The following is a 20,472-nucleotide window of genomic DNA, read 5'->3' as shown; positions in this document are numbered from 1 at the left end:
AAAGCGCCTTTCTTTAGAAATATGCTATAATGAAGAGTAAAACAAAAAATAAAGAGAGTTTAAAATGAAATTAGAAGATTACATTGCATCCATTGAAAATTACCCACAAGAAGGGATTACCTTCCGTGATATCTCGCCTTTAATGGCTGATGGAAATGCATACAGTTATGCCATTCGTGAAATCGTCCAATACGCTACCAATAAACAAATTGATATGATTGTTGGTCCAGAAGCGCGTGGTTTTATCGTTGGTTGTCCAGTTGCCTTTGAGTTGGGAATTGGTTTTGCACCAGTTCGTAAACCAGGCAAATTGCCTCGTGAAGTGATTTCATCGGATTATGAAAAAGAGTATGGCGTTGATACATTGACCATGCATGCGGATGCCATCAAACCAGGACAACGTGTTCTCATTGTTGATGATCTTTTAGCAACTGGTGGAACCGTTAAAGCGACTGTTGATATGATTGAACGCTTGGGCGGTGTAGTTGCTGGTTGTGCCTTCCTGATTGAGTTGGATGGTCTTGGTGGTCGTCAAGTAGTTGGTGATTACGATATGAAGGTCTTGATGAACTTCCCTGGCTAAAAAACTGTTTCGGTTATAGTTTATAACTATAATACAGTCTAATTTCTTCCAAAGTGACAAGTCTGTTGACCTATTGTATAATTGTTTTATGCGATAGGATAAGAAGTGATGAAGGGAAGATAATAATGCCAATTAAGATAGAGAAATCCCTACCTGCAGTAGATATATTACGAACTGAGAATATTTTTGTTATGGATGACAGCCGTGCTAAGCACCAGGACATCCGGCCCTTGAATATTCTCATTCTTAATCTTATGCCCCAAAAAATTGTGACAGAAACTCAACTTTTACGGCTTTTGGCCAATACGCCTTTGCAGTTGGAAGTTGAATTTTTGTATATGGTCACTCATCGTTCCAAAACGACTCATGAAAGCCACATGGAGCAATTTTATAAAACATTTGAACAAGTCCAAGACAAGTTTTATGATGGTCTCATCATTACAGGTGCACCAGTAGAAAATCTTGCCTTTGAGGAAGTGGATTACTGGCAAGAATTAGTTGCATTATTGGACTGGTCTAAAGATCATGTTTATTCAACCCTTCATATTTGTTGGGGAGCACAAGCAGGTCTTTATGCTCGTTATGGGATTGAAAAACACAACATGTCAGAAAAGTTATCTGGCGTTTATTCCCAAGAGGTAATCAACACAGATAGTCCGCTTATGCGTGGTTTTGATGATGTCTATACAGCACCTCATTCCCGTTATACAGAGGTTAGAAAAGAAGATATTGATGGTATGGACCACCTAGAAGTGCTAGCAAGTGGTGATGATGTCGGATTGTCTGTTTTAGCCACAAAAGATATGCGAGAAGTCTACAGTTTTGGTCATTTAGAATACGATCGCGATACTCTTGCCAAAGAGTATCACAGGGATCTTGGTGCGGGACTGAAACCGCACTTGCCTGTCAACTATTTTAAGGGCAAGAATCCCGATTCGAGACCAGCCCTCACTTGGAACTTGGCTGCAGCGCAATTTTTTAACAATTGGATCAATTATGCGGTTTATCAAGAGACCCCCTATGATTGGAATATGGTGGAGTTATCTTCACATTCTGCGAGTTTATAAGAGGAATTATGAAACTTTCACAACAATATCGGTCAGGCAACTTGGTACTACCAAGTGCTTTACTATTTCATTTTAAGGACTTATTTCCATCAGCAGATGATTTTTTAGTCTGGCAATTTTTCTTTTTTCAAAACACTGGTAAATTGGAAGAAATAGCTTCCAGCCAAATCTCACAGGCAATCGGAAAAAGTTTAGCTGAAGTGAATCGTTCTATTGAAACCTTACAGGAAGCAGGTTTGCTCCAATTTAAAACCATCGAATTGGAACGTGAAATTGAAATGATTTGCGATGCCATGCCTGCTCTAGAAAAATTAGATCAGTTATTGCAAGGTGCTAAGACGGAAAAAACGCATTCTCCCAATGAGTTTAAGACGTTGGTGGCTGATTTTGAGCGTGAATTGGGTCGTTTTTTATCCCCTTTTGAAATCGAAGATTTGCAAAAGACCCTTCAAGAGGATAAGACCTCCATTGACTTGGTTCGTCTAGCCTTGCGGGAGGCAGTCTTTAACAATAAAACCAATTGGCGCTACATCCAAGCAATTCTCCGCAACTGGCGTCGAGAAGGGATTACAACTCCCAATCAAGTAGAGGCAAAAAATGCCGAACGAGAAGCTCAGCAGACCAAGTCTGTGACGGTTTCAAAGGACTTTATGGATGCAATGAATCTTTGGAAAGATTAAAATGGAAACAAAATTATCAAAACGTTTAGCAGCAGTGGCAGCCTATGTACCTGAGAAGGCGCGCCTTGCTGATTTAGGGAGTGACCATGCTTATCTCCCTCTTTTTTTAGTAGAAAATGATCTGATTGATTTTGCCGTGGCCGGTGAGGTTGTTCAGGGCCCTTATCAGTCGGCTTTGACCAATGTGGCTCAGGCTGGTGAAGAGGAGCAAGTTCAGGTTCGCCTTGCTAATGGTTTAGCTGCCATTGAAAAAGATGACCAGATTGACACCATTACCATTGCTGGTATGGGTGGTCGATTGATTGCGGATATTTTAGTTGCTGATTTGGATAAGTTGTCAAGTATCAAACGCTTGGTTTTACAACCTAATAATCGTGAAGACGAACTGCGTGACTGGTTATCTGACCATGGTTTTCGGATTGTGGCAGAAGAGATGTTGACAGAAAATAAGAAATTCTATGAGATTTTAGTGGTTGAGCCAGGCCAGATGAAACTTTCCAAACTTGAAAGGCGCTTCGGTCCATATTTGATGCAGGAAAAATCAAGTGTTTTTATTGAAAAATGGCAAACTGAACTGAAAAAAATCAGTCATTCTTTGGCAAGGATTCCAGCTGACCATCAGGATGATATCTTAGCTCTTCAAGAAAAAATCACTGCCATCAAGGAGGTTCTTCATGTTAGCTAGCCAAGTGATCCAAGCTTATCAAGACTTTTGTCCTCCCCATCTTTCCATAGAGGGTGATGTGTCAGGTTTGCAGATTGGTACATTGAACAAGGAAGTCAAACGCATCATGGTGGCTTTGGATATTCGTGAAACGACAGTAGCAGAAGCGATCGATAAGAAAGTTGATTTGATTATCGTCAAACATGCCCCGATCTTCAAGCCTTTGAAAAATCTAGTGGCAGATGATCTGCAAACTCAGATTTATCTTAACTTGGTCAAGAATGACATTGCTGTATATGTTAGCCACACGGATATAGATGTGGTCGACGGTGGTCTCAATGATTGGTTTTGTGAGCTTTTAGAGATTCGAGATACAGAGGTACTCCATGAAACAATTCCAGGTCATGGTCTGGGTAGAGTAGGTACGGTTGTGGAGCAGACGTTAGAAGAATTGGCTCTCAAAGTCAAATCGACGTTTAACTTGGATGCTGTTCGTTTGGTTACCTATCATCATCAAGCCCAGCAATATATTAACCGTGTCGCCATCTGCTGTGGTTCGGGCGATAGTTTTTACAAGGATGCTCTTGCTAAAGGGGCGGATGTCCTCATTACAGGCGATATCTATTATCACACGGGTCAAGAAATGTTGACGCAGGGCCTTTTGGGTATCGATCCAGGCCATCATATCGAAGTTCTTTTTATCGAAAAAATCACTGAAAAATTGCTGGAATGGAAAGATGAAAAGGATTGGGAGCTTGAAATTCTGGCTTCGACCGTTTCTACCAATCCATTCAGACACCTATAAGAGTATTGGCAGAATTTAATCAGCCATACTCTTTTTTACATTGGTTACTTCTAGTGGCTTAACTTAGACTCTGAAAGAGATTTTTATCTAACAACTATTTGCCTCTTTTGTCTTAAGTTTTTTTCAAAAAAATACTTGAAAAAAATCTGGAAATACAGTACTATCAAAGGGAAAGTGAGGGATGTTCATGGATTGGTTTGCGGAGCAGTCCGTTGTTTTACAGGCATTTTTAGCTGGTTTATTTACCTGGACCTGTACGATTATCGGTTCTGCTATTGTCTTCTTTTTTAAACAGATTAGTCGAAAATTACTGGATACCATGCAGGGGTTTGCGGCAGGTGTTATGATTGCGGCCTCTTTCTGGTCTCTTTTGGCACCATCTATTACTTATGCTGAAGAAAGTTACGGTGCTTGGTCTTGGATTCCGGCAGCAGTTGGTTTTCTTTTGGGTGGTTATTTCTTACGCTTTATTGATGCTATCATACCGCATTTACACTTGGGAAATGAGCTTGCCAAGGCTGAAGGCGGAAGAAAGGAAGAAAGGAGGCGCCTTTCCAAGACAACTCTTCTCTTTCTGGCCATTACGATTCACAATATTCCTGAGGGCTTGGCAGTAGGGGTGACCTTTGGTGCCCTAGCCAACAATTACAGCCAGGCTGCCTATATTGGTGCGCTAGGACTAGCCTTGGGGATTGGCTTGCAAAATATTCCTGAAGGATCAGCCCTATCCATCCCTATTCGAACAGACGGAAAATCGCGGAAAGAGGCTTTTTTCTGGGGTGCCATGTCGGCTATTGTTGAACCAATTGCGGCAGTCATCGGAGCAGTTGCGGTAATCTATATGACACCAATCTTGCCATATGCTCTCTCTTTTGCAGCTGGAGCTATGATCTTTGTAGTAGTGGAAGAATTGATTCCAGAGTCTCAGACCAATGGCAATACAGACCTTGCGACATTGGGTCTTATGATGGGTTTTGTCATCATGATGATTTTAGATGTAGCTTTGGGTTAAAAGATAAGAAAAATCAATAAAATATAAGTAGAAATCCTACAAATCTTAGCCAATCCAGTTTGATTAGGGCTTGTTCATTTGCTATCAGTCCAAAGAGTATTTGGTCTTAACGATCATTATTTTTGTGAGTGGTAACCTAATCAAACCTGCCGTTTTGTCAAACCATTAAGGATGGAATAACAGTCAATTATTTTTGATATTTTACAGGAGCAAGCCAAAGAAACTACTTGGGTCAGTGGTTTAGAGGAGACTTTTGCGTTTGAGGAGTCATTAGGCCTACCGAGAGGGCTCAAGCAAAGTCTTATCCTTTCTTTTTACAAAGGAATCTGGGAAGTAGGAAAATTAGAAATTACTAAGAAAGCGAGGGGGATGCTCCCCTTTTTTGTGTAAAAGCCAACCAAGATTGCGAGATGACAGTCTTTTTAAAGTATGTTATAATGTATTGATTATAATAAAATGATGGAAGGTATCTAGAATGAAAGGTATTATTCTTGCAGGTGGCTCGGGAACTCGTCTCTATCCGCTGACTCGCGCTGCTTCAAAACAACTCATGCCCATCTATGACAAACCGATGATTTACTATCCACTGTCTATTCTGATGTTGGCTGGAATTAAAGATATTTTGATTATTTCTACTCCACAAGATTTACCACGCTTTGAGGATATGCTTGGTGATGGATCGGAATTGGGTATTTCTCTTTCTTATGCTGTACAACCAAGTCCAGATGGCTTGGCACAAGCTTTTATCATCGGCGAAGATTTTATCGGTGATGATAATGTTGCTTTGGTTCTCGGAGATAATATCTTCCATGGAAATGGTTTGACTAAGATGTTGCAACGAGCTGCTGGGAAAGACAAAGGGGCAACAGTTTTCGGATACCAAGTGAAAGATCCGGAACGTTTTGGAGTTGTTGAATTTGATGATGAAATGAATGCTATTTCCATCGAAGAAAAGCCAGAAGTACCAAAATCAGATTTCGCAGTAACGGGTCTCTATTTCTATGATAATGATGTGGTAGAAATTGCCAAAAATATCAAGCCATCTCCTCGTGGCGAATTGGAAATTACAGATGTCAATAAGGCTTACTTGGAACGTGGGGACTTGTCTGTTGAGCTTATGGGACGTGGTTTTGCTTGGTTGGATACTGGGACACATGAGAGTCTCTTAGAAGCTGCTCAGTACATCGAGACAGTTCAACGCTTGCAAAATGTACAAGTAGCTAACTTGGAGGAAATTGCTTATCGTATGGGTTATATTTCCAAAGAACAAGTACATAACTTGGCACAACCACTTAAGAAAAATGAATACGGACAATATTTGCTTCGTCTGATAGGAGAAGTAAAATGACACAAGAATTTTTCGATAAAGAATTAGCAGCCCGTAAGATTGAAGGTATTCCTGGTATGTTGGAGTTTGACATTCCAGTTCGTGGGGACAATCGTGGTTGGTTTAAAGAAAACTTCCAAAAAGAAAAAATGTTGCCCCTAGGTTTTCCTGAAAGTTTCTTTGCTGAAGGCAAGTTGCAAAATAATGTCAGCTTTTCTCGTAAACATGTTCTTCGTGGGCTTCATGCAGAACCTTGGGATAAGTACATTTCGGTCGCTGATGATGGGAAAGTCCTCGGTTCTTGGGTTGATTTACGCGAGGGTGAAACCTTTGGAAATACCTATCAAACCGTCATCGATGCTTCCAAAGGGATCTTTGTGCCGCGCGGTGTGGCCAATGGTTTCCAAGTCTTGTCTGACAAAGTAGCTTATAGCTATCTTGTCAATGACTACTGGGCTTTGGAATTGAAACCCAAATATGCCTTTGTAAATTATGCTGATCCAGCATTGGGGATCCAATGGGAAAATCTTGCGGAAGCAGAAGTATCTGAAGCAGATGAAAACCACCCGCTCCTCAGAGATGTTAAAGCATTGAAGAAGGAAGACTTGTAGGATGTATCAGGTTTTTTTAGAAATTGCTCGCTAACTCAATGGTATGGGCATTCACCCACTCTTGATGGGTTCTCTGGGTTTTGAAATCAGGACCAAGCGTTCTTGGAATGCTCGAGATATTGATATTCATGTTCCGAGTGATCCAAGAGGCTGGGCAGTTCCGGATGACAAACGAATTCATCAAAGGGAACAACTCATTGCCCTTATGGAAAAACTAGGTTTTGTTTTTACAGATCCACACGAGCATGAGTTTCAACGAGATGGCATTGCAGTTGAGTTTGGTGGACTACATTCTCTGCCGGAATTTGCTGGAGTTGCCTTGGAAGATTTGGAAGAAATGGAGGACAAAGGTGTCCGATACTACCTGCCAAATCTGGAGCAATACCTAAAAATCTACCTTGCATCCTCAAAAGACTCTTATCAAGCAGAGAATAACAACAATAAAGATTTTGCTAAGATTGATTACCTGAAAGAAATTTTAGGAAAATCAAACGAGTAGAAAATGTGAAATCAAAAATTGGCGAGCAAAGCGAGCCAATTCGGACAGCTCCGCTGAGGTGCTATTCTCATAAACAAGAGTTTATGAGACAGAGGATTTGAGAGACCTTAGACTCTCAAATAAGTCATGGAAATGATGCAAACTTCGTTTGCTTTATCCCAAACCTGAAATAGTCACACACCTGACCGTTTCAGCTGACGTCTCCACCCCCTAAGGGGCTGTCAAAAAAGAAAAAACAATTTTTCGGAGAAAAACAAACATTATGTATAAAAACATTATCGTAACAGGTGGAGCAGGTTTCATCGGTTCTAACTTCGTACACTATGTCTATGACAATCATCCAGATGTACATGTAACAGTTCTTGACAAACTCACTTATGCTGGTAACAAGGCTAATATCGAGTCTATCCTCGGCGACCGTGTTGAATTGGTTGTCGGTGATATCGCAGATGCAGAATTGGTTGACAAATTGGCTGCTAAGGCAGATGCGATCGTTCACTATGCGGCAGAAAGCCACAATGATAACTCGCTCAACGATCCATCACCATTTATCCACACTAACTTTATCGGTACCTACACTCTCTTGGAAGCGGCTCGTAAATACGACATCCGTTTCCACCATGTATCTACTGACGAAGTCTACGGTGATCTTCCATTGCGTGAAGATTTGCCAGGACATGGTGAAGGTCCAGGTGAAAAATTCACTGCTGAAACCAACTACAACCCATCATCACCTTATTCATCAACCAAGGCTGCTTCAGACTTGATTGTCAAAGCATGGGTTCGTTCATTCGGTGTGAAAGCAACACTTTCAAACTGTTCAAACAACTACGGTCCTTACCAACACATTGAAAAATTCATTCCACGTCAAATCACCAACATCTTGTCAGGTATCAAGCCAAAATTGTACGGTGAAGGCAAGAATGTTCGTGACTGGATTCACACCAATGACCACTCAACAGGTGTTTGGGCGATTTTGACCAAAGGTCAAATGGGTGAAACCTACTTGATTGGTGCTGATGGCGAGAAGAACAACAAAGAGGTTCTTGAATTGATTCTTGAAAAAATGGGTCAACCAAAAGATGCCTATGATCATGTAACAGACCGTGCTGGTCACGACCTTCGTTATGCCATCAATTCAAGCAAACTCCGTGAAGAATTGGGGTGGGTACCACAATTTACCAATTTTGAGCAAGGCTTGCAAGAAACCATTAACTGGTACACTGAAAACCAAGACTGGTGGAAGGCTGAAAAAGAAGCTGTTGAAGCGAATTACGCAAAAACACAAGAAGTGATTAAATAAAGATGATGCGGCATCTCAGAGCTGAGGTGCAGTTTTTATGAAACAATGATAAAAATTTGCTACGAGTCTTCTATTTTTGAAATCGCTGATTTGTATAGAGTCTGAGGCAAAAAGACGAGGAAAAAATGAAAGAAAAATCAACATTATACATTGTTATACCTTGTTATAATGAAGAAGCTGTTTTACCCGAAACTAACCCTATGTTTTTAGGGGAATTACATGAGTTGATGGAAAAAGGGCTGGTTTCCGAAGATAGCCGTATCATGTATGTCAATGATGGTAGCAAGGATCGAACATGGGAGCTGATTGAAGAATATTCAAAAAATCCGCATATTGTAGGGATTTCTCAATCTCGTAATCGTGGTCACCAAAGTACAGTTCTTGCAGGTATGATGGAAGCTAAAGAGTCAGCTGACATTATCATCACTATCGACTGTGATGGTCAAGATGATATTAACTGCATGAATGATATGGTTCAAGCTTATCAGAATGGAGCAGAAGTGGTTTATGGAGTTCGAAAAAAACGGACAACAGACACCTTTTTCAAGCGATTTACAGCAGAAGGTTTTTACCATGTAATGGAAAAACTCGGTGTGGAAATTATTTTTAATCATGCAGACTACCGCCTTATGTCTAAAAAGGCATTGGATGCTATGGCTGAATTTACAGAAGTTAATCTTTTCCTACGTGGCTTGGTACCCTTGGTTGGATTTAACTATGCGATAGTTGAATACGATCGATTTGAACGCATTGCTGGTGAGAGTCACTATCCTTTGAAAAAAATGCTAGGTTTGGCCTTCGATGGTATTACAAGTCTTAGTATCAAACCTATTCGTTTGATTACCAGTCTGGGGATTTTGACTTCTCTGGTTTCTTTTCTATTTATTATATGGAGTTTGGTTAGTCACTTTATCGGTAATACTGTATCCGGTTGGTCAAGTACGGTAACAATAGTTGCCTTTATTGGTGGTATTCAATTGGTTTCAATTGGAATCATTGGTGAATATATTGGTAAAATTTATCTGGAAACCAAACACCGTCCACGCTATATCATTGATAAGCGTACTTCTGATGAGGATTAATGTCATCCTATTTTGCTAAAAAGAAATAAGCATAGGACAAAACAAAGGAGTCAATTATGATTTTAATTACAGGTGCCAATGGCCAATTAGGTACAGAATTGCGTTATCTATTGGATGAACGCGGAATCGAATACGTAGCTGCTGATGTGGCTGAAATGGATATTACAGATGCGGAGAAAGTTGATGCTTTCTTCTCTGAAGTTAAACCAAGTATCGTTTACCACTGTGCTGCTTACACAGCAGTGGATGCTGCAGAAGACGAAGGCAAAGAACTCAACTATAAAATCAACGTAACAGGTACAGAGAATGTTGCCAAGGCAGCTGCTAAGTATGACGCAACCTTGGTTTACATCTCTACCGATTATGTTTTTGAAGGTCAAAAGCCAGTTGGTTTAGAACTAGAGGTGGATGAGCCTGCAAACCCACAGACAGAGTATGGTCGCACTAAGCGCTTGGGTGAAGAAGCAGTAGAGCAGTTCGCCGATAAGTTCTATACCGTTCGCACTGCTTGGGTATTTGGCAACTATGGTAAAAACTTTGTTTTCACTATGCTAAACTTGGCTGAAACACGCGATATACTTGGTGTTGTCAATGATCAGTTTGGTCGCCCAACTTGGACACGTACTTTAGCAGAGTTTATGGTTCATTTGGTAGACACTAAGCAAGAGTACGGCTACTACCATTTGTCAAATGATTCTGAAGCGGGGATTTCGTGGTATGATTTTGCGAAAGAGATTTTGAAGGATAAGAATGTAACGGTTAATCCAGTATCATCCGCTCAATTCCCAGCCAAAGCAAAACGTCCACTCAATTCAACCATGAGTCTGGCCAAAGCCAAGGCGACTGGTTTTGTCATTCCTACTTGGCAAGAAGCGTTAGAAGCTTTTTACAAACAAGGTCAAAAATAAATTTTTTTAATGGAGGGCGATAGCCTTCCTTTTTTTGCACCCAGAGAAAATCAAAAATAGAGGGGGAAAGCGATGTGAAAATACCTATTGCTAAGCAAGGAATTTTAACAAAGTATCGTTTTAATTTTCAAAAAGTATTAGAAAGTCATTCTCAAGACCGATGTTCTTGTGTTAGTTCAATGATACAATAAAGATAACATTGAGACTAGGAGAAGACAGTATGGTATTAAAATTTCCTTTTAAATTAAGCAATAAACAATGGATTCAAGTGGTGACGGTTTTGGGGATTTTGCTCTCGATTTGGATGGGCCTCTATATAAAAAGCAATCCAGCAGTATTTGCGGTTGGTGGTGAATTTCAATTGTTCTTGAAGGAAATTGGGATTTTTGGTCCACTGATTTTTATTGCCATTCAAATTATTCAGGTCCTTTATCCTGTTATTCCTGGAGGATTGACCTGCGTCATTGGTCATGTTCTCTTTGGTCCGCTAATGGGGTTTGTCTACAATACAACCGGTATTTTCATCGGATCTATTTTGGCCTTTCTCTTAGCACGTAAATATGGTCAAGTCTTTGTTAAGTCCTTTGTATCTGATAAAGTTTATGACAAATATATTGCTTATCTGGATCGTGGAAAAATCTTTGAGCGTTTCTTAGCTACAGCTTTTATCTTACCGGGTTTTCCAGATGATTTTCTTTGTATGGTGGCAGGGATGAGCAAGATGTCTCTCAAGAAATTTGCCTGGATCACCATCATCACTAAGCCAGCAACTCTTTATCTTTACACTGTTTTGACTTATCAAGGGATTCAAATGGTCCATCAGCTTTTTTCCTAAACTATCCTTCTTTTTAAAACCAGTGAGCGGACGCAAATCCGCTCTTTTTCTATGAATTGTAGGCCTATTTATGTTATAATAATCTGATTACACATTTTAGAAAACAGGAAAATATGAAAGACGTTTTTATCATTGGTAGTCGTGGATTACCAGCTAAATATGGTGGTTTTGAAACTTTTGTAGATGAATTGGTTTCCCATCAAAAATCAGATGAGCTTCGTTATCATGTAGCCTGCTTGTCTGATGATGGTCACCACCATCATTTTCAATACAAGCAAGTAGATTGTTTTACCATTAATCCACCAAAACTTGGACCTGCCCGCGTTATTGCTTACGATATGATGGCAATCAGCTATGCCCTTGATCTGATTAAACATCAGAATATAAAAGAACCGATTTTCTACATTTTGGGGAATACCATAGGAGCTTTCATTGCGCCTTTTGCCAAAAAGATTCATAAAATTGGTGGTCAATTGTTGATCAATCCTGACGGTCTGGAATGGAAGCGGACCAAGTGGAGTAAGCCTATCCAAACCTATCTTAAGTATTCTGAGAAAGTTATGACCAAGCATGCGGATCTAGTAATTTCGGATAACGAAGGCATTGAGACCTATATCCAGCAGACCTATCCGTGGGCTAAGACGACGTTTATCGCTTATGGAACAGATTTATTACCAACTCAGTTTACGAGAGAAAGCAGCCAAGTAGGTGATTTCTTTAGCAAATGGCAGCTAGAAGAAAAGGGTTATTATTTGATTATTGGTCGTTTCGTACCGGAAAATAACTATGAAACAGCCATTCGTGAATTCATTACATCAGGTACCAAACGTGATTTGGTCATTGTCTGTAACCATGAAGGATCTAGTTACTTTGAGGACTTGCGTCAGGAAACGGGCTTTGACAAGGATAAACGCATCAAGTTTGTTGGAACTGTCTACGATAAAAATCTTCTCAAGTATCTACGAAAAGAAACACGAGCCTATATTCACGGTCATGAAGTCGGAGGAACCAACCCGAGCCTTTTAGAAGCCTTGGCTCAGACAAATGAAAATCTAGTTTTAGGTGTTGATTTTAACCGTAAGGTGGCTTTGGATACAGTGCATTACTGGTCCAAGGAGAGTGGAAATCTAGCCAGTTTGATTGATCAAGTTGATCAAAAGGACGAAGGAATCGAAATGGGGCTTTCCGCCAAAAGGCATATGCAAACACACTATACGTGGGAGGGAATTGTCCAGCAGTATGAGGACTTGTTTTTGAAATGAAAGTAAATATACTCATGTCCACCTACAATGGTGAAGACTTTTTAGTCCAGCAAATCCAGAGCATTCAAGAACAGACTGTTCAGGATTGGAAGTTACTCATTCGAGATGATGGCTCTAGTGATCAAACCAAAAACATTATTGCTAAATTTGTAGCAGAGGATAGTCGGATATATTGGATCAATGAAAATGATGCCACTAATGTGGGGGTTATCAAGAGTTTCCATGCCTTGCTGCAACACGAAGAGGCAGATTGCTATTTCTTCAGTGATCAAGATGACATTTGGTTACCAGAGAAGTTAGAACGCTCTTTAGCAGAAACAATAAACTATCCGGAAGACTTGCCCCTCATGGTTTATATGGACTTGACCGTGGTCGACCAAGATCTGCAAGTAATGGCAGAGAGTATGATTCGTAGTCAATCAGGCCACGCCAACACTGAATTGGTGGAAGAGTTGACCGAAAACACAGTGACAGGTGGAGTGGCTATGATCAATCACGCCCTTGCTCAACTCTGGACACAGACAGATGATATTATTATGCACGATTGGTATTTGGCTCTGTTGGCGACTGCTTTTGGTAAATTAGTATATATTGATCAGCCGGGTGAATTGTATCGCCAGCATGAAAACAACGTATTAGGAGCCCGTACCCTGTCTAAACGTGTCAAAAAATGGTTGCGGCCAAGCTTGCTTTTTTCCCTCTACTGGGACTTGATTGAAAAAAGTCAGAAACAAGCTTCGTTTTTATTGGAGATGCCTCTATCTGCTGATAAGAGGGAACTGGTCCAAGCCTTTGTGACTGTTTTAGATAAGCCCATGCTAAAACGTTGGCGAACTCTTAAGCAGTACGGACTCAAAAAAAATAAAGCTTTTCACACATTTGTATTTACAACACTGATTATTAGCAAATTTGCTTACAGGAGAAAATAAATGAATTTATTCAATACAAAAAATCGGATTTTATTGAGAGAAATGATTAAAACTGATTTTAAATTACGCTACCAAGGTAGTTTGATTGGACATTTGTGGTCCATTTTAAAACCACTCTTACTTTTTACGATTATGTATCTTGTTTTCGTCAAGTTTCTTCGTTTTGATGATGGAACTCCTCACTATGCTGTCAGTTTACTTTTAGGAATGGTGACTTGGTCTTTCTTCTCAGAAGCGACCAATATGGGGATGTTTTCAATCGTATCTCGAGGAGATCTTCTGCGAAAATTAAATTTCCCAAAAGAAATTATTGTTTTTTCATCTGTTGCTAATGCAGCTATCAACTATTCAATTAATCTTCTGGTTGTTTTTGTCTTCGCTTTGATCAATGGTGTGGTACCTTCTTTGGGGATTTTATTTATCATTCCATTATTTATCGAGTTGGTACTTTTTGCTGCAGGTGTTTCTCTTCTGCTTGCAACGTTTTTTGTAAAATATCGTGACATCGGACCGATTTGGGAAGTTTTTCTTCAGGCAGGCATGTACGCAACACCAATTATCTATTCATTGACTTTTATTGTGCAACGGGGACAAGAAAATTTTGCAAAAATCATGATGTTAAATCCAATGGCTCAAATTATTCAGGATTTGCGTCACTTTATGATTTATTCAGGCAGTATGCGTGGATGGGATTTAATTGGCACGAAAGCAATTGCCGTTTTTCCTTACCTTTTCCCACTCCTTGTTTTTGTAATTGGTTATGTTGTGTTTAGTAAAAATTCTAAGAGATTTGCGGAGATTTTATAATGTCAGATAAAAAAATTGCAGTTAAGGTTGACCACGTTAGTAAGTTCTTTAAATTACCAACGGAATCGACCCAAAGTTTACGAACTGCTATGGTTAATCGCTTCAAGGGGATTAAGGGCTACAGAGAACAACATGTCTTAAAAGATATTTCTTTTGAAGTAAAAGAAGGGGATTTCTTCGGCATTGTTGGGCGAAATGGTTCTGGTAAATCAACTCTTCTCAAGATTATTTCCCAAATCTATGTTCCTGAAAAGGGCAGTGTAACAGTAAATGGGAAATTGGTTTCCTTTATTGAGTTGGGGGTTGGTTTCAATCCTGAATTGACTGGTCGTGAAAATGTTTATATGAACGGAGCTATGCTTGGTTTTTCTCCTAAGGAAATTGACGATATGTACGATGATATCGTTGAATTTGCGGAGTTGACAGACTTCATGAACCAAAAACTTAAAAACTATTCGAGCGGTATGCAGGTGCGTTTAGCCTTTTCTGTTGCCATCAAGGCTCAAGGGGATATCCTGATTCTGGATGAGGTTCTAGCGGTTGGTGACGAAGCCTTCCAACGTAAATGTAATGACTATTTCATGGAACGTAAGAAATCAGGTAAAACAACTATTCTAGTGACTCACGATATGAGTGCTGTTAAAAAGTACTGTAACAAAGCTGTATTGATTGAGCATGGTTTAGTCAAGGCTTTTGGAGATCCAAGTGATGTAGCTAACCAGTATAGTTTGGAAAATACAGTAGTACAGAAAGATTCAGTTGAAAGTGAAGAAGAAGAAACAAAAGAAGAAATTACATTTGTTGAGAACTTGAAAGTGAAATTACTCTCTAAAGTTCAAATAACGCCAAATGATCCTATAGAGTTTGAAATATCCTATGAGGTATTAAAAGATATGGAAACCTATATAGTTTTTTCTTTGACAGATCTCGATAAAAACATCTGGATATACAACGATAATGGAATGGATATTTCAACCAAGAAAAAAGGCCCTAAAGTTTTTAGATATAAGTGTTCACTAGGACATGTTAATGATATTAAATTAAAATTGGTTGTTACCATTTTGGGTAAAGATAAAGAAATGTTGGCTTTTGCTAATACGGAAAACTCTCCGATAATCGTTATCAACCGTAATGATATTGCGCTAGATGATTTATCAGCTTTAGATTCGGCGACTGGTATCATTCAAAGAAATGGCAGTTGGGAAGTTCTATCTAGATAATAATGAGGTAAGTATGGAAAAAATTGAAATTTCAGTCATATGTACAAGTTTTAACTATGAAAGATATATTGGTCATGCATTAGACAGCATCATTAATCAGAAAACAAATTTTCCATTTGAAATTATAGTTGTGGATGACTGTTCAAAAGATCATTCTAGAGAATTATTACAAGCATATAAAGAGAAATATCCAGATTTGATTCGTCTGTTTTTCAACGAAAAAAATAAAGGATTAACGAGAACATGGATTTCAATTTGTAAAGAAGCAAGAGGGAAATACATCGCAAGGTGTGATGCAGATGATTATTGGATAGACGAATTGAAATTACAAAAGCAATACGATATGTTGGAATCAGATGAAGCCTTGCTTTGGTGTAATACTAGTTTTAATATAGTAGATGAAAAAGATAATGTTTTAGCTGAGGATGTTTTTCGAAATGGGCCTATTGCTTATGCTAATAGTTATGAAAAAATGATTGCAACGAAAGGGATGACGTTGACCTCTTCTTGGCTTGTTGATACAAAATTAATGCAAGATGTCAATGAGGTCATTGATCCGGATTCAGTTGATGACGGCTTCCCAATGCAACTTGAATTTTTCAAGAAAACAAGATTAGCTTTTGTTGATGATCCATGTGTAGCTTATCGTATGACTTCTAATTCAGACTCTAGACCTGATTCAGAAAGCAAAATGATCTATCGAATCAATGGGCTGTTAAAGACTCAATTAGAGTATTTAGAAAAGTATCCGGAAGAGGATATGGCTAAAATTGCAGAAATTCTTGTGAGACAGGATGCGAAACAAGAAGAAAGAATATACTTTTTAAACAAGAGAATTATTGAGCTGGAAGCCAGTCTAAAAAATCCCAATTTAGGTCAAGTTGGTATTGAATTGATAACCATCTATCTCGATCGAGCAGGCAAAGGCTTTATTGAGGAAGATATTTTACAGTTTCCATTGGAAAAAGCTGATTCTATCGATTTGGAGCTACCTGAAGACTGTTCCAGAATTCGTATTGACTTGTCGGAAATCCCTAATTTCTTCCAGCACGCTCGGTTAGTTTCAACAGATTCCAAGACAGAAATTTTACCAACATTCACAAATGGAATAGTTTTAGGAGAAACTCTTGTATTTCCAAATCCCGATCCTCAGTTGATTTATGATGTTTCAAGTCAAACGGTTGGTAAGAGTCTACAATTTCACTATCATTTGCTTGAACTAGATAATATCCACTCGGATACCTATATCGGGAAAGTACTCGCTCAAGAGTTTTTGGATGCTAAATTTAAAATCAAAGACTTGCAACATGAAAAAATTATTTCACAAGATTTAATTCTGAAACTACAAAAAGAAATTGAAGAAACGACCAATTTATACAACTCGGTTATACATTCTCGTCGATGGACTATACCGACAAAAATCATCAATTTTCTTAGGAGAAAAAAATGAGACGCCTATTATTATATGTCCACTTTAATAAACATGATCGCATCAGTCCACATGTTTACTATCAATTAGAAAAAATCAATCCTCTTTTTTCTAAGGTAGTTTTTATATCAAATAGCCAATTATCGCAAATAGCAGTTCAAGATTTACAAGATAGAGGTCTGATTCATCACTTTATCCAAAGAGAAAATACTGGTTTTGACTTCGCTGCTTGGCGAGACGGTATGGATTTTATTGGTTTTGAAGAACTTAAAAATTATGATTCCGTGACCTTAATGAACGATACTTGCTTTGGACCACTGTGGGATTTGCAGCAAGAGTATGACAAGTTTGAATCAGATCCTGACGTTGATTTTTGGGGTATGACCAATAATCGCAAAACACACCTTTTTGGGGAGCACATTCAAAGTTACTTTATCTCTTTTTCAAGAAATGTCGTACAATCAGAAGTTTTTCAAGAATTTTGGTCTAATATTCAGACCATTGAGGATGTTCAGTCTGTCATTTACACCTACGAGGCACCAGTTACTATCAAACTAACAGATGCTGGTTTCAAATATAAAGTCGTTTTTGATACGATTAATGAGAGTTTGGGTGGCATGCCTCATCCGGATTTCTCTTTCTACAATCCAACAGCTATTTTAAACAAGAGAGTACCATTTCTTAAAGTCAAAGCTTTCATGGGCAATCAAATCATCGCTCCCTTTCTTTTTGGCGAGATAGAAAGAGTCTCTGACTATCCAGTTGATTTGATTGTAAATCATATGTCAGCTGTTCATGGACCAACTGAAAATTATCTACTAAGTAGAAAATACTTTAAAGAAGCAGAGTTGGATTTAAATCTAGTTCAGGATAAGAAAATTGCTATTCATTTGCATACTTTCTATGTGGATTTACTGGAAGATTTTTTGACCATCTTTAAAAGTTATCGTTTCAACTATGATTTGTTTATTACGACCAACACAGATGAAAAAGCAGTTGAAATAAAGCAAATTTTAGCAACTCATGCTAACACAGCATTTGTAAAAGTTACGGGAAATATTGGTCGAGACGTTTTGCCTATGTTGGAACTAAAGGATCAACTAGAAAAGTATGACTATGTTGGTCATTTCCATACTAAAAAATCAAAAGAAGCGGACTATTGGGCCGGACAATCTTGGCGTACTGAGTTAATGGATATGCTTGTGAAACCTGCCAATGAAATTGTTGCTAATTTATCTCAAAAAGATGATTTAGGACTAGTTATTGCGGATATCCCGAGTTACTTCCGGTTTGTTAAAATGGATCCTTGGGTTGAGATGGGTATGTTGCCTTGGATGGAAGATTTGTGGAGTCGAATGGGTATTAAAAAAAATAAGCCATTTTCTGAGTCCCATGTCTTTGTTATGAGTTACGGAACCTATATGTGGTTCAAATATGATGCACTCAAACCCTTATTTGACCTTGGGCTATCAAAAGAAGAAGTGCCTAAAGAACCGCTGCCTCAAAACACTATTTTACATGCCTTTGAGAGAATGCCAGTTTATGTTAACTGGGCTAATGGATACGATTTCAGAATTGTCGAAAATCCAAATCATCTCACCCCTTTTATTGATAATAAATTGATTAATAGGAGATATGAAAATCAATTCAGTCCCTATGCTTATGTTGATTTTAATCAACATGGTGGCCTAAAAGGCGCTCTCAAGTTTATGCGCACCTCAGTTGTCAATTCATCCAAATATATTTTAAAGAGAATTTATCTTAAATTAATCGGTAAAAAACACATGTGATGTCTAACAACTACATCATTTACTGTAGATAGAAAAGATACAGTATGGAGTAGTTGTAAGAGACAAGCTACTAAACAAATTTACAGGAGAAATAAATGAAATGATGAAAAGATTGTTAAATTTTGGGAATACTATCTTTTTTACGATGACAGTCTTTTGGCTTTATTTTGCTTTTAGGTATGCTTTTGAGTTTGTCTCGATTGACCTAGTAACTATGACCCCAATTACTGCTGGAATGATGGTGATAGTTACTATCATGGTCTTTTTGACTTTTACCTTTAAACAGTATGTTTTTTCTACATTAAAAAAAATATATGAGCTCATGGTTGACCATAAAGCTTGGGTCTTAGCTTTACTGACATTTTTTCAAATTTTCATCTTATTTACCAGTGGAGGTTTGGCTAGAGCGGATACCACTATTCTTTATCAGCTGGCGACAGACCCCAATTTTGCAAAAGAAAGCATTTATATTTCAAATTATCCAAATAACTTTTTATTTTTAATTTATTTAAAAGTTATTTTTAGAATTTCTCCCGAGAATTTAGTTTTCAATCTTTCCCTCCTGAATATCTTCTTTGTTAATGCTTCTCTAATGTTCTCTTATCAGCTTGTAAAAGAATATTTTCAGGAATATGTTGCTAATAGTTATTTTATCCTCTATATTTTGCTTTTTGCTTTACAACCCCAGTTCATTTATACTTATACGGATCCGATTACTCTATTTTTCGTAGTTTTACTTTGTGTAGTCTTGTCTTATCTAGTCAAAAATTGGGAAAATCAAAAGATTTTTTACCTTACGAGTCTTGGCTTAGGTTTAGTCATCAGTGTCTGTTATAATTTACGACCGCCAACAGTTATCTATGTCCTCGCTCTTTTTGTTGTACTGATTTCTGTTAAAAGAAAGACACAATTCTCTCTCAAGAAAATTGCGACAGTGACTCTTATTGCCTTTTCTATGTTTTATGTCAGCAATAAAAGTCTAAATCTCTTGCTTGAAAAACAAGACTTCGTGCTCTACAAAGATAATTACAGTCGAAATTTACTCTACTATGTGGATCTGGGATTAACTTACGGAGGTAATTACCATCACGAAATTCCACAAGAGATCGTTGCTGCAACAAATGATAATCTTAATGATTTGGTAAAAAAAGACATTAAGAGACGTTTAGATGACTATACAACCGAGAGCTTTATTGGTCATTTATACTATAAATATTATTGGATTACAGGCGAAGGAATGTTTGGCTGGTATCAAGAACAAGTCTTGTCTGAGGAATCTACTCTACAGATGCCTTGGATTCAAGGGATTATGAATGCTGCTTTTGCTCGAAAAATTAGGACTATCATCTATGCTACCGGTCAAAATTTTAAAATTCAAGCTATCTTTTTTCAAATGATTTGGATTGTCACCGTTATAGGTGTTTTGATCTATTCCTTCTTATTTAAATCAAGCCCCTATCATATTGCTCTTTGGCTTCAAATTACACTCTTTGGCGGCTTCCTCTTCTTGATGATTTTTGAGGGAGGTCGCACACGCTATCTCATTCAATTTTTACCTCCCATCATCCTCTTATCCAGTTTGGGATGGGAGCAAATGATTTCTTACTTTTATCAAGTAAAGAAGTTTAATCTCTCAAAAAAAGCTGAGTTATAAGCTCA

Annotated in this window: 20 protein-coding genes; all 20 read left to right on the top strand. The window is 38.3% G+C overall.

Annotated features, from left to right (window positions below):
- Positions 1-64: 64 nt before the first annotated feature.
- The 20 genes from BN1356_RS06965 to BN1356_RS06870 all read left to right on the top strand — a co-directional run bounded on the left by BN1356_RS06965 (position 65) and on the right by BN1356_RS06870 (position 20,467).
- The gene (locus tag BN1356_RS06965) at positions 65-583 is read left to right on the top strand and encodes an adenine phosphoribosyltransferase (protein WP_093650685.1); all 519 of its coding nucleotides are present in this window, start codon (positions 65-67) and stop codon (positions 581-583) included.
- A 125-nt stretch (positions 584-708) separates the two neighbouring features.
- Positions 709-1,650, top strand: a complete 942-nt coding sequence (metA, locus tag BN1356_RS06960) for a homoserine O-acetyltransferase MetA (RefSeq protein ID WP_093650684.1) — start codon at positions 709-711, stop codon at positions 1,648-1,650.
- Positions 1,651-1,658: 8 nt separating this feature from the next.
- Positions 1,659-2,330: a DnaD domain-containing protein gene (locus BN1356_RS06955; RefSeq protein WP_093650683.1), complete on the top strand. Its 672-nt coding sequence runs from the start codon at positions 1,659-1,661 to the stop codon at positions 2,328-2,330.
- Position 2,331: 1 nt separating this feature from the next.
- Positions 2,332-3,015 carry a tRNA (adenine(22)-N(1))-methyltransferase gene (locus tag BN1356_RS06950; RefSeq protein ID WP_093650682.1) on the top strand — a complete coding sequence of 228 codons (684 nt, stop codon included), beginning with the start codon at positions 2,332-2,334 and terminating at the stop codon, positions 3,013-3,015.
- A complete protein-coding gene (locus BN1356_RS06945) occupies positions 3,005-3,799 on the top strand; it encodes a Nif3-like dinuclear metal center hexameric protein (RefSeq protein ID WP_093650681.1) in 795 nt (264 codons plus the stop codon). Before BN1356_RS06950 ends, BN1356_RS06945 begins: the two co-directional genes overlap by 11 nt.
- Before the next feature lie 187 nt (positions 3,800-3,986).
- On the top strand, positions 3,987-4,811 hold the full coding sequence (locus tag BN1356_RS06940; protein ID WP_093650983.1) for a ZIP family metal transporter: 825 nt from the start codon (positions 3,987-3,989) through the stop codon (positions 4,809-4,811).
- A 475-nt stretch (positions 4,812-5,286) separates the two neighbouring features.
- Positions 5,287-6,159 carry a glucose-1-phosphate thymidylyltransferase RfbA gene (gene rfbA, locus BN1356_RS06935; protein ID WP_093650680.1) on the top strand — a complete coding sequence of 291 codons (873 nt, stop codon included), beginning with the start codon at positions 5,287-5,289 and terminating at the stop codon, positions 6,157-6,159.
- A complete protein-coding gene (locus tag BN1356_RS06930; protein ID WP_093650679.1) occupies positions 6,156-6,749 on the top strand; it encodes a dTDP-4-dehydrorhamnose 3,5-epimerase family protein in 594 nt (197 codons plus the stop codon). The genes rfbA and BN1356_RS06930 overlap by 4 nt, the downstream gene beginning before the upstream one ends.
- A gap of 43 nt (positions 6,750-6,792) precedes the next feature.
- Complete coding sequence (locus BN1356_RS06925; RefSeq protein WP_245620316.1) at positions 6,793-7,248, top strand: phosphoribosylanthranilate isomerase; 456 nt, start codon at positions 6,793-6,795, stop codon at positions 7,246-7,248.
- A gap of 262 nt (positions 7,249-7,510) precedes the next feature.
- Complete coding sequence (gene rfbB / locus BN1356_RS06920) at positions 7,511-8,551, top strand: dTDP-glucose 4,6-dehydratase (RefSeq protein WP_093650678.1); 1,041 nt, start codon at positions 7,511-7,513, stop codon at positions 8,549-8,551.
- 125 nt (positions 8,552-8,676) lie between these two features.
- Positions 8,677-9,633 carry a glycosyltransferase family 2 protein gene (locus BN1356_RS06915; RefSeq protein WP_093650677.1) on the top strand — a complete coding sequence of 319 codons (957 nt, stop codon included), beginning with the start codon at positions 8,677-8,679 and terminating at the stop codon, positions 9,631-9,633.
- A 56-nt stretch (positions 9,634-9,689) separates the two neighbouring features.
- Complete coding sequence (gene rfbD / locus BN1356_RS06910; RefSeq protein WP_093650676.1) at positions 9,690-10,541, top strand: dTDP-4-dehydrorhamnose reductase; 852 nt, start codon at positions 9,690-9,692, stop codon at positions 10,539-10,541.
- Positions 10,542-10,761: 220 nt separating this feature from the next.
- Complete coding sequence (locus tag BN1356_RS06905) at positions 10,762-11,376, top strand: TVP38/TMEM64 family protein (RefSeq protein WP_093650675.1); 615 nt, start codon at positions 10,762-10,764, stop codon at positions 11,374-11,376.
- A gap of 113 nt (positions 11,377-11,489) precedes the next feature.
- Entirely contained in the window at positions 11,490-12,638 is a 1,149-nt protein-coding gene (gene cps2T, locus BN1356_RS06900) for a beta 1-4 rhamnosyltransferase Cps2T (protein ID WP_093650674.1), read from the top strand.
- Positions 12,635-13,567 carry a glycosyltransferase family 2 protein gene (locus BN1356_RS06895; protein ID WP_093650673.1) on the top strand — a complete coding sequence of 311 codons (933 nt, stop codon included), beginning with the start codon at positions 12,635-12,637 and terminating at the stop codon, positions 13,565-13,567. The genes cps2T and BN1356_RS06895 overlap by 4 nt, the downstream gene beginning before the upstream one ends.
- Positions 13,568-14,374, top strand: a complete 807-nt coding sequence (locus tag BN1356_RS06890; RefSeq protein WP_093650672.1) for an ABC transporter permease — start codon at positions 13,568-13,570, stop codon at positions 14,372-14,374.
- Positions 14,374-15,594 (top strand): ABC transporter ATP-binding protein, encoded by a 1,221-nt coding sequence (locus tag BN1356_RS06885; RefSeq protein ID WP_093650671.1) that lies wholly within the window; start codon positions 14,374-14,376, stop codon positions 15,592-15,594. The genes BN1356_RS06890 and BN1356_RS06885 overlap by 1 nt, the downstream gene beginning before the upstream one ends.
- Before the next feature lie 13 nt (positions 15,595-15,607).
- Positions 15,608-17,044, top strand: a complete 1,437-nt coding sequence (locus BN1356_RS06880; RefSeq protein WP_093650670.1) for a glycosyltransferase — start codon at positions 15,608-15,610, stop codon at positions 17,042-17,044.
- Positions 17,041-18,813: a rhamnan synthesis F family protein gene (locus BN1356_RS06875; RefSeq protein ID WP_093650669.1), complete on the top strand. Its 1,773-nt coding sequence runs from the start codon at positions 17,041-17,043 to the stop codon at positions 18,811-18,813. The genes BN1356_RS06880 and BN1356_RS06875 overlap by 4 nt, the downstream gene beginning before the upstream one ends.
- Positions 18,814-18,913: 100 nt before the next feature.
- Positions 18,914-20,467, top strand: a complete 1,554-nt coding sequence (locus BN1356_RS06870) for a glycosyltransferase family protein (protein WP_093650668.1) — start codon at positions 18,914-18,916, stop codon at positions 20,465-20,467.
- Positions 20,468-20,472 lie beyond the last annotated feature (5 nt).

Origin of the sequence: Streptococcus varani (assembly GCF_001375655.1) — a bacterium.
In the GTDB taxonomy this organism is placed as follows: domain Bacteria; phylum Bacillota; class Bacilli; order Lactobacillales; family Streptococcaceae; genus Streptococcus; species Streptococcus varani.
This window is presented reverse-complemented; position numbering and strand designations above follow the sequence as displayed.

Coding starts and splice junctions, on each gene's coding strand:
- BN1356_RS06890 (WP_093650672.1), top strand. CDS start 13,568: ATGAATTTATTCAATACAAAAAATCGGATTTTATTGAGAGAAATGATT.
- BN1356_RS06870 (WP_093650668.1), top strand. CDS start 18,914: ATGATGAAAAGATTGTTAAATTTTGGGAATACTATCTTTTTTACGATG.
- BN1356_RS06955 (WP_093650683.1), top strand. CDS start 1,659: ATGAAACTTTCACAACAATATCGGTCAGGCAACTTGGTACTACCAAGT.
- BN1356_RS06880 (WP_093650670.1), top strand. CDS start 15,608: ATGGAAAAAATTGAAATTTCAGTCATATGTACAAGTTTTAACTATGAA.
- rfbD (WP_093650676.1), top strand. CDS start 9,690: ATGATTTTAATTACAGGTGCCAATGGCCAATTAGGTACAGAATTGCGT.
- BN1356_RS06940 (WP_093650983.1), top strand. CDS start 3,987: ATGGATTGGTTTGCGGAGCAGTCCGTTGTTTTACAGGCATTTTTAGCT.
- BN1356_RS06925 (WP_245620316.1), top strand. CDS start 6,793: ATGGGCATTCACCCACTCTTGATGGGTTCTCTGGGTTTTGAAATCAGG.
- rfbB (WP_093650678.1), top strand. CDS start 7,511: ATGTATAAAAACATTATCGTAACAGGTGGAGCAGGTTTCATCGGTTCT.
- BN1356_RS06965 (WP_093650685.1), top strand. CDS start 65: ATGAAATTAGAAGATTACATTGCATCCATTGAAAATTACCCACAAGAA.
- BN1356_RS06945 (WP_093650681.1), top strand. CDS start 3,005: ATGTTAGCTAGCCAAGTGATCCAAGCTTATCAAGACTTTTGTCCTCCC.
- BN1356_RS06875 (WP_093650669.1), top strand. CDS start 17,041: ATGAGACGCCTATTATTATATGTCCACTTTAATAAACATGATCGCATC.
- cps2T (WP_093650674.1), top strand. CDS start 11,490: ATGAAAGACGTTTTTATCATTGGTAGTCGTGGATTACCAGCTAAATAT.
- BN1356_RS06905 (WP_093650675.1), top strand. CDS start 10,762: ATGGTATTAAAATTTCCTTTTAAATTAAGCAATAAACAATGGATTCAA.
- BN1356_RS06915 (WP_093650677.1), top strand. CDS start 8,677: ATGAAAGAAAAATCAACATTATACATTGTTATACCTTGTTATAATGAA.
- BN1356_RS06895 (WP_093650673.1), top strand. CDS start 12,635: ATGAAAGTAAATATACTCATGTCCACCTACAATGGTGAAGACTTTTTA.
- BN1356_RS06885 (WP_093650671.1), top strand. CDS start 14,374: ATGTCAGATAAAAAAATTGCAGTTAAGGTTGACCACGTTAGTAAGTTC.
- BN1356_RS06930 (WP_093650679.1), top strand. CDS start 6,156: ATGACACAAGAATTTTTCGATAAAGAATTAGCAGCCCGTAAGATTGAA.
- rfbA (WP_093650680.1), top strand. CDS start 5,287: ATGAAAGGTATTATTCTTGCAGGTGGCTCGGGAACTCGTCTCTATCCG.
- metA (WP_093650684.1), top strand. CDS start 709: ATGCCAATTAAGATAGAGAAATCCCTACCTGCAGTAGATATATTACGA.
- BN1356_RS06950 (WP_093650682.1), top strand. CDS start 2,332: ATGGAAACAAAATTATCAAAACGTTTAGCAGCAGTGGCAGCCTATGTA.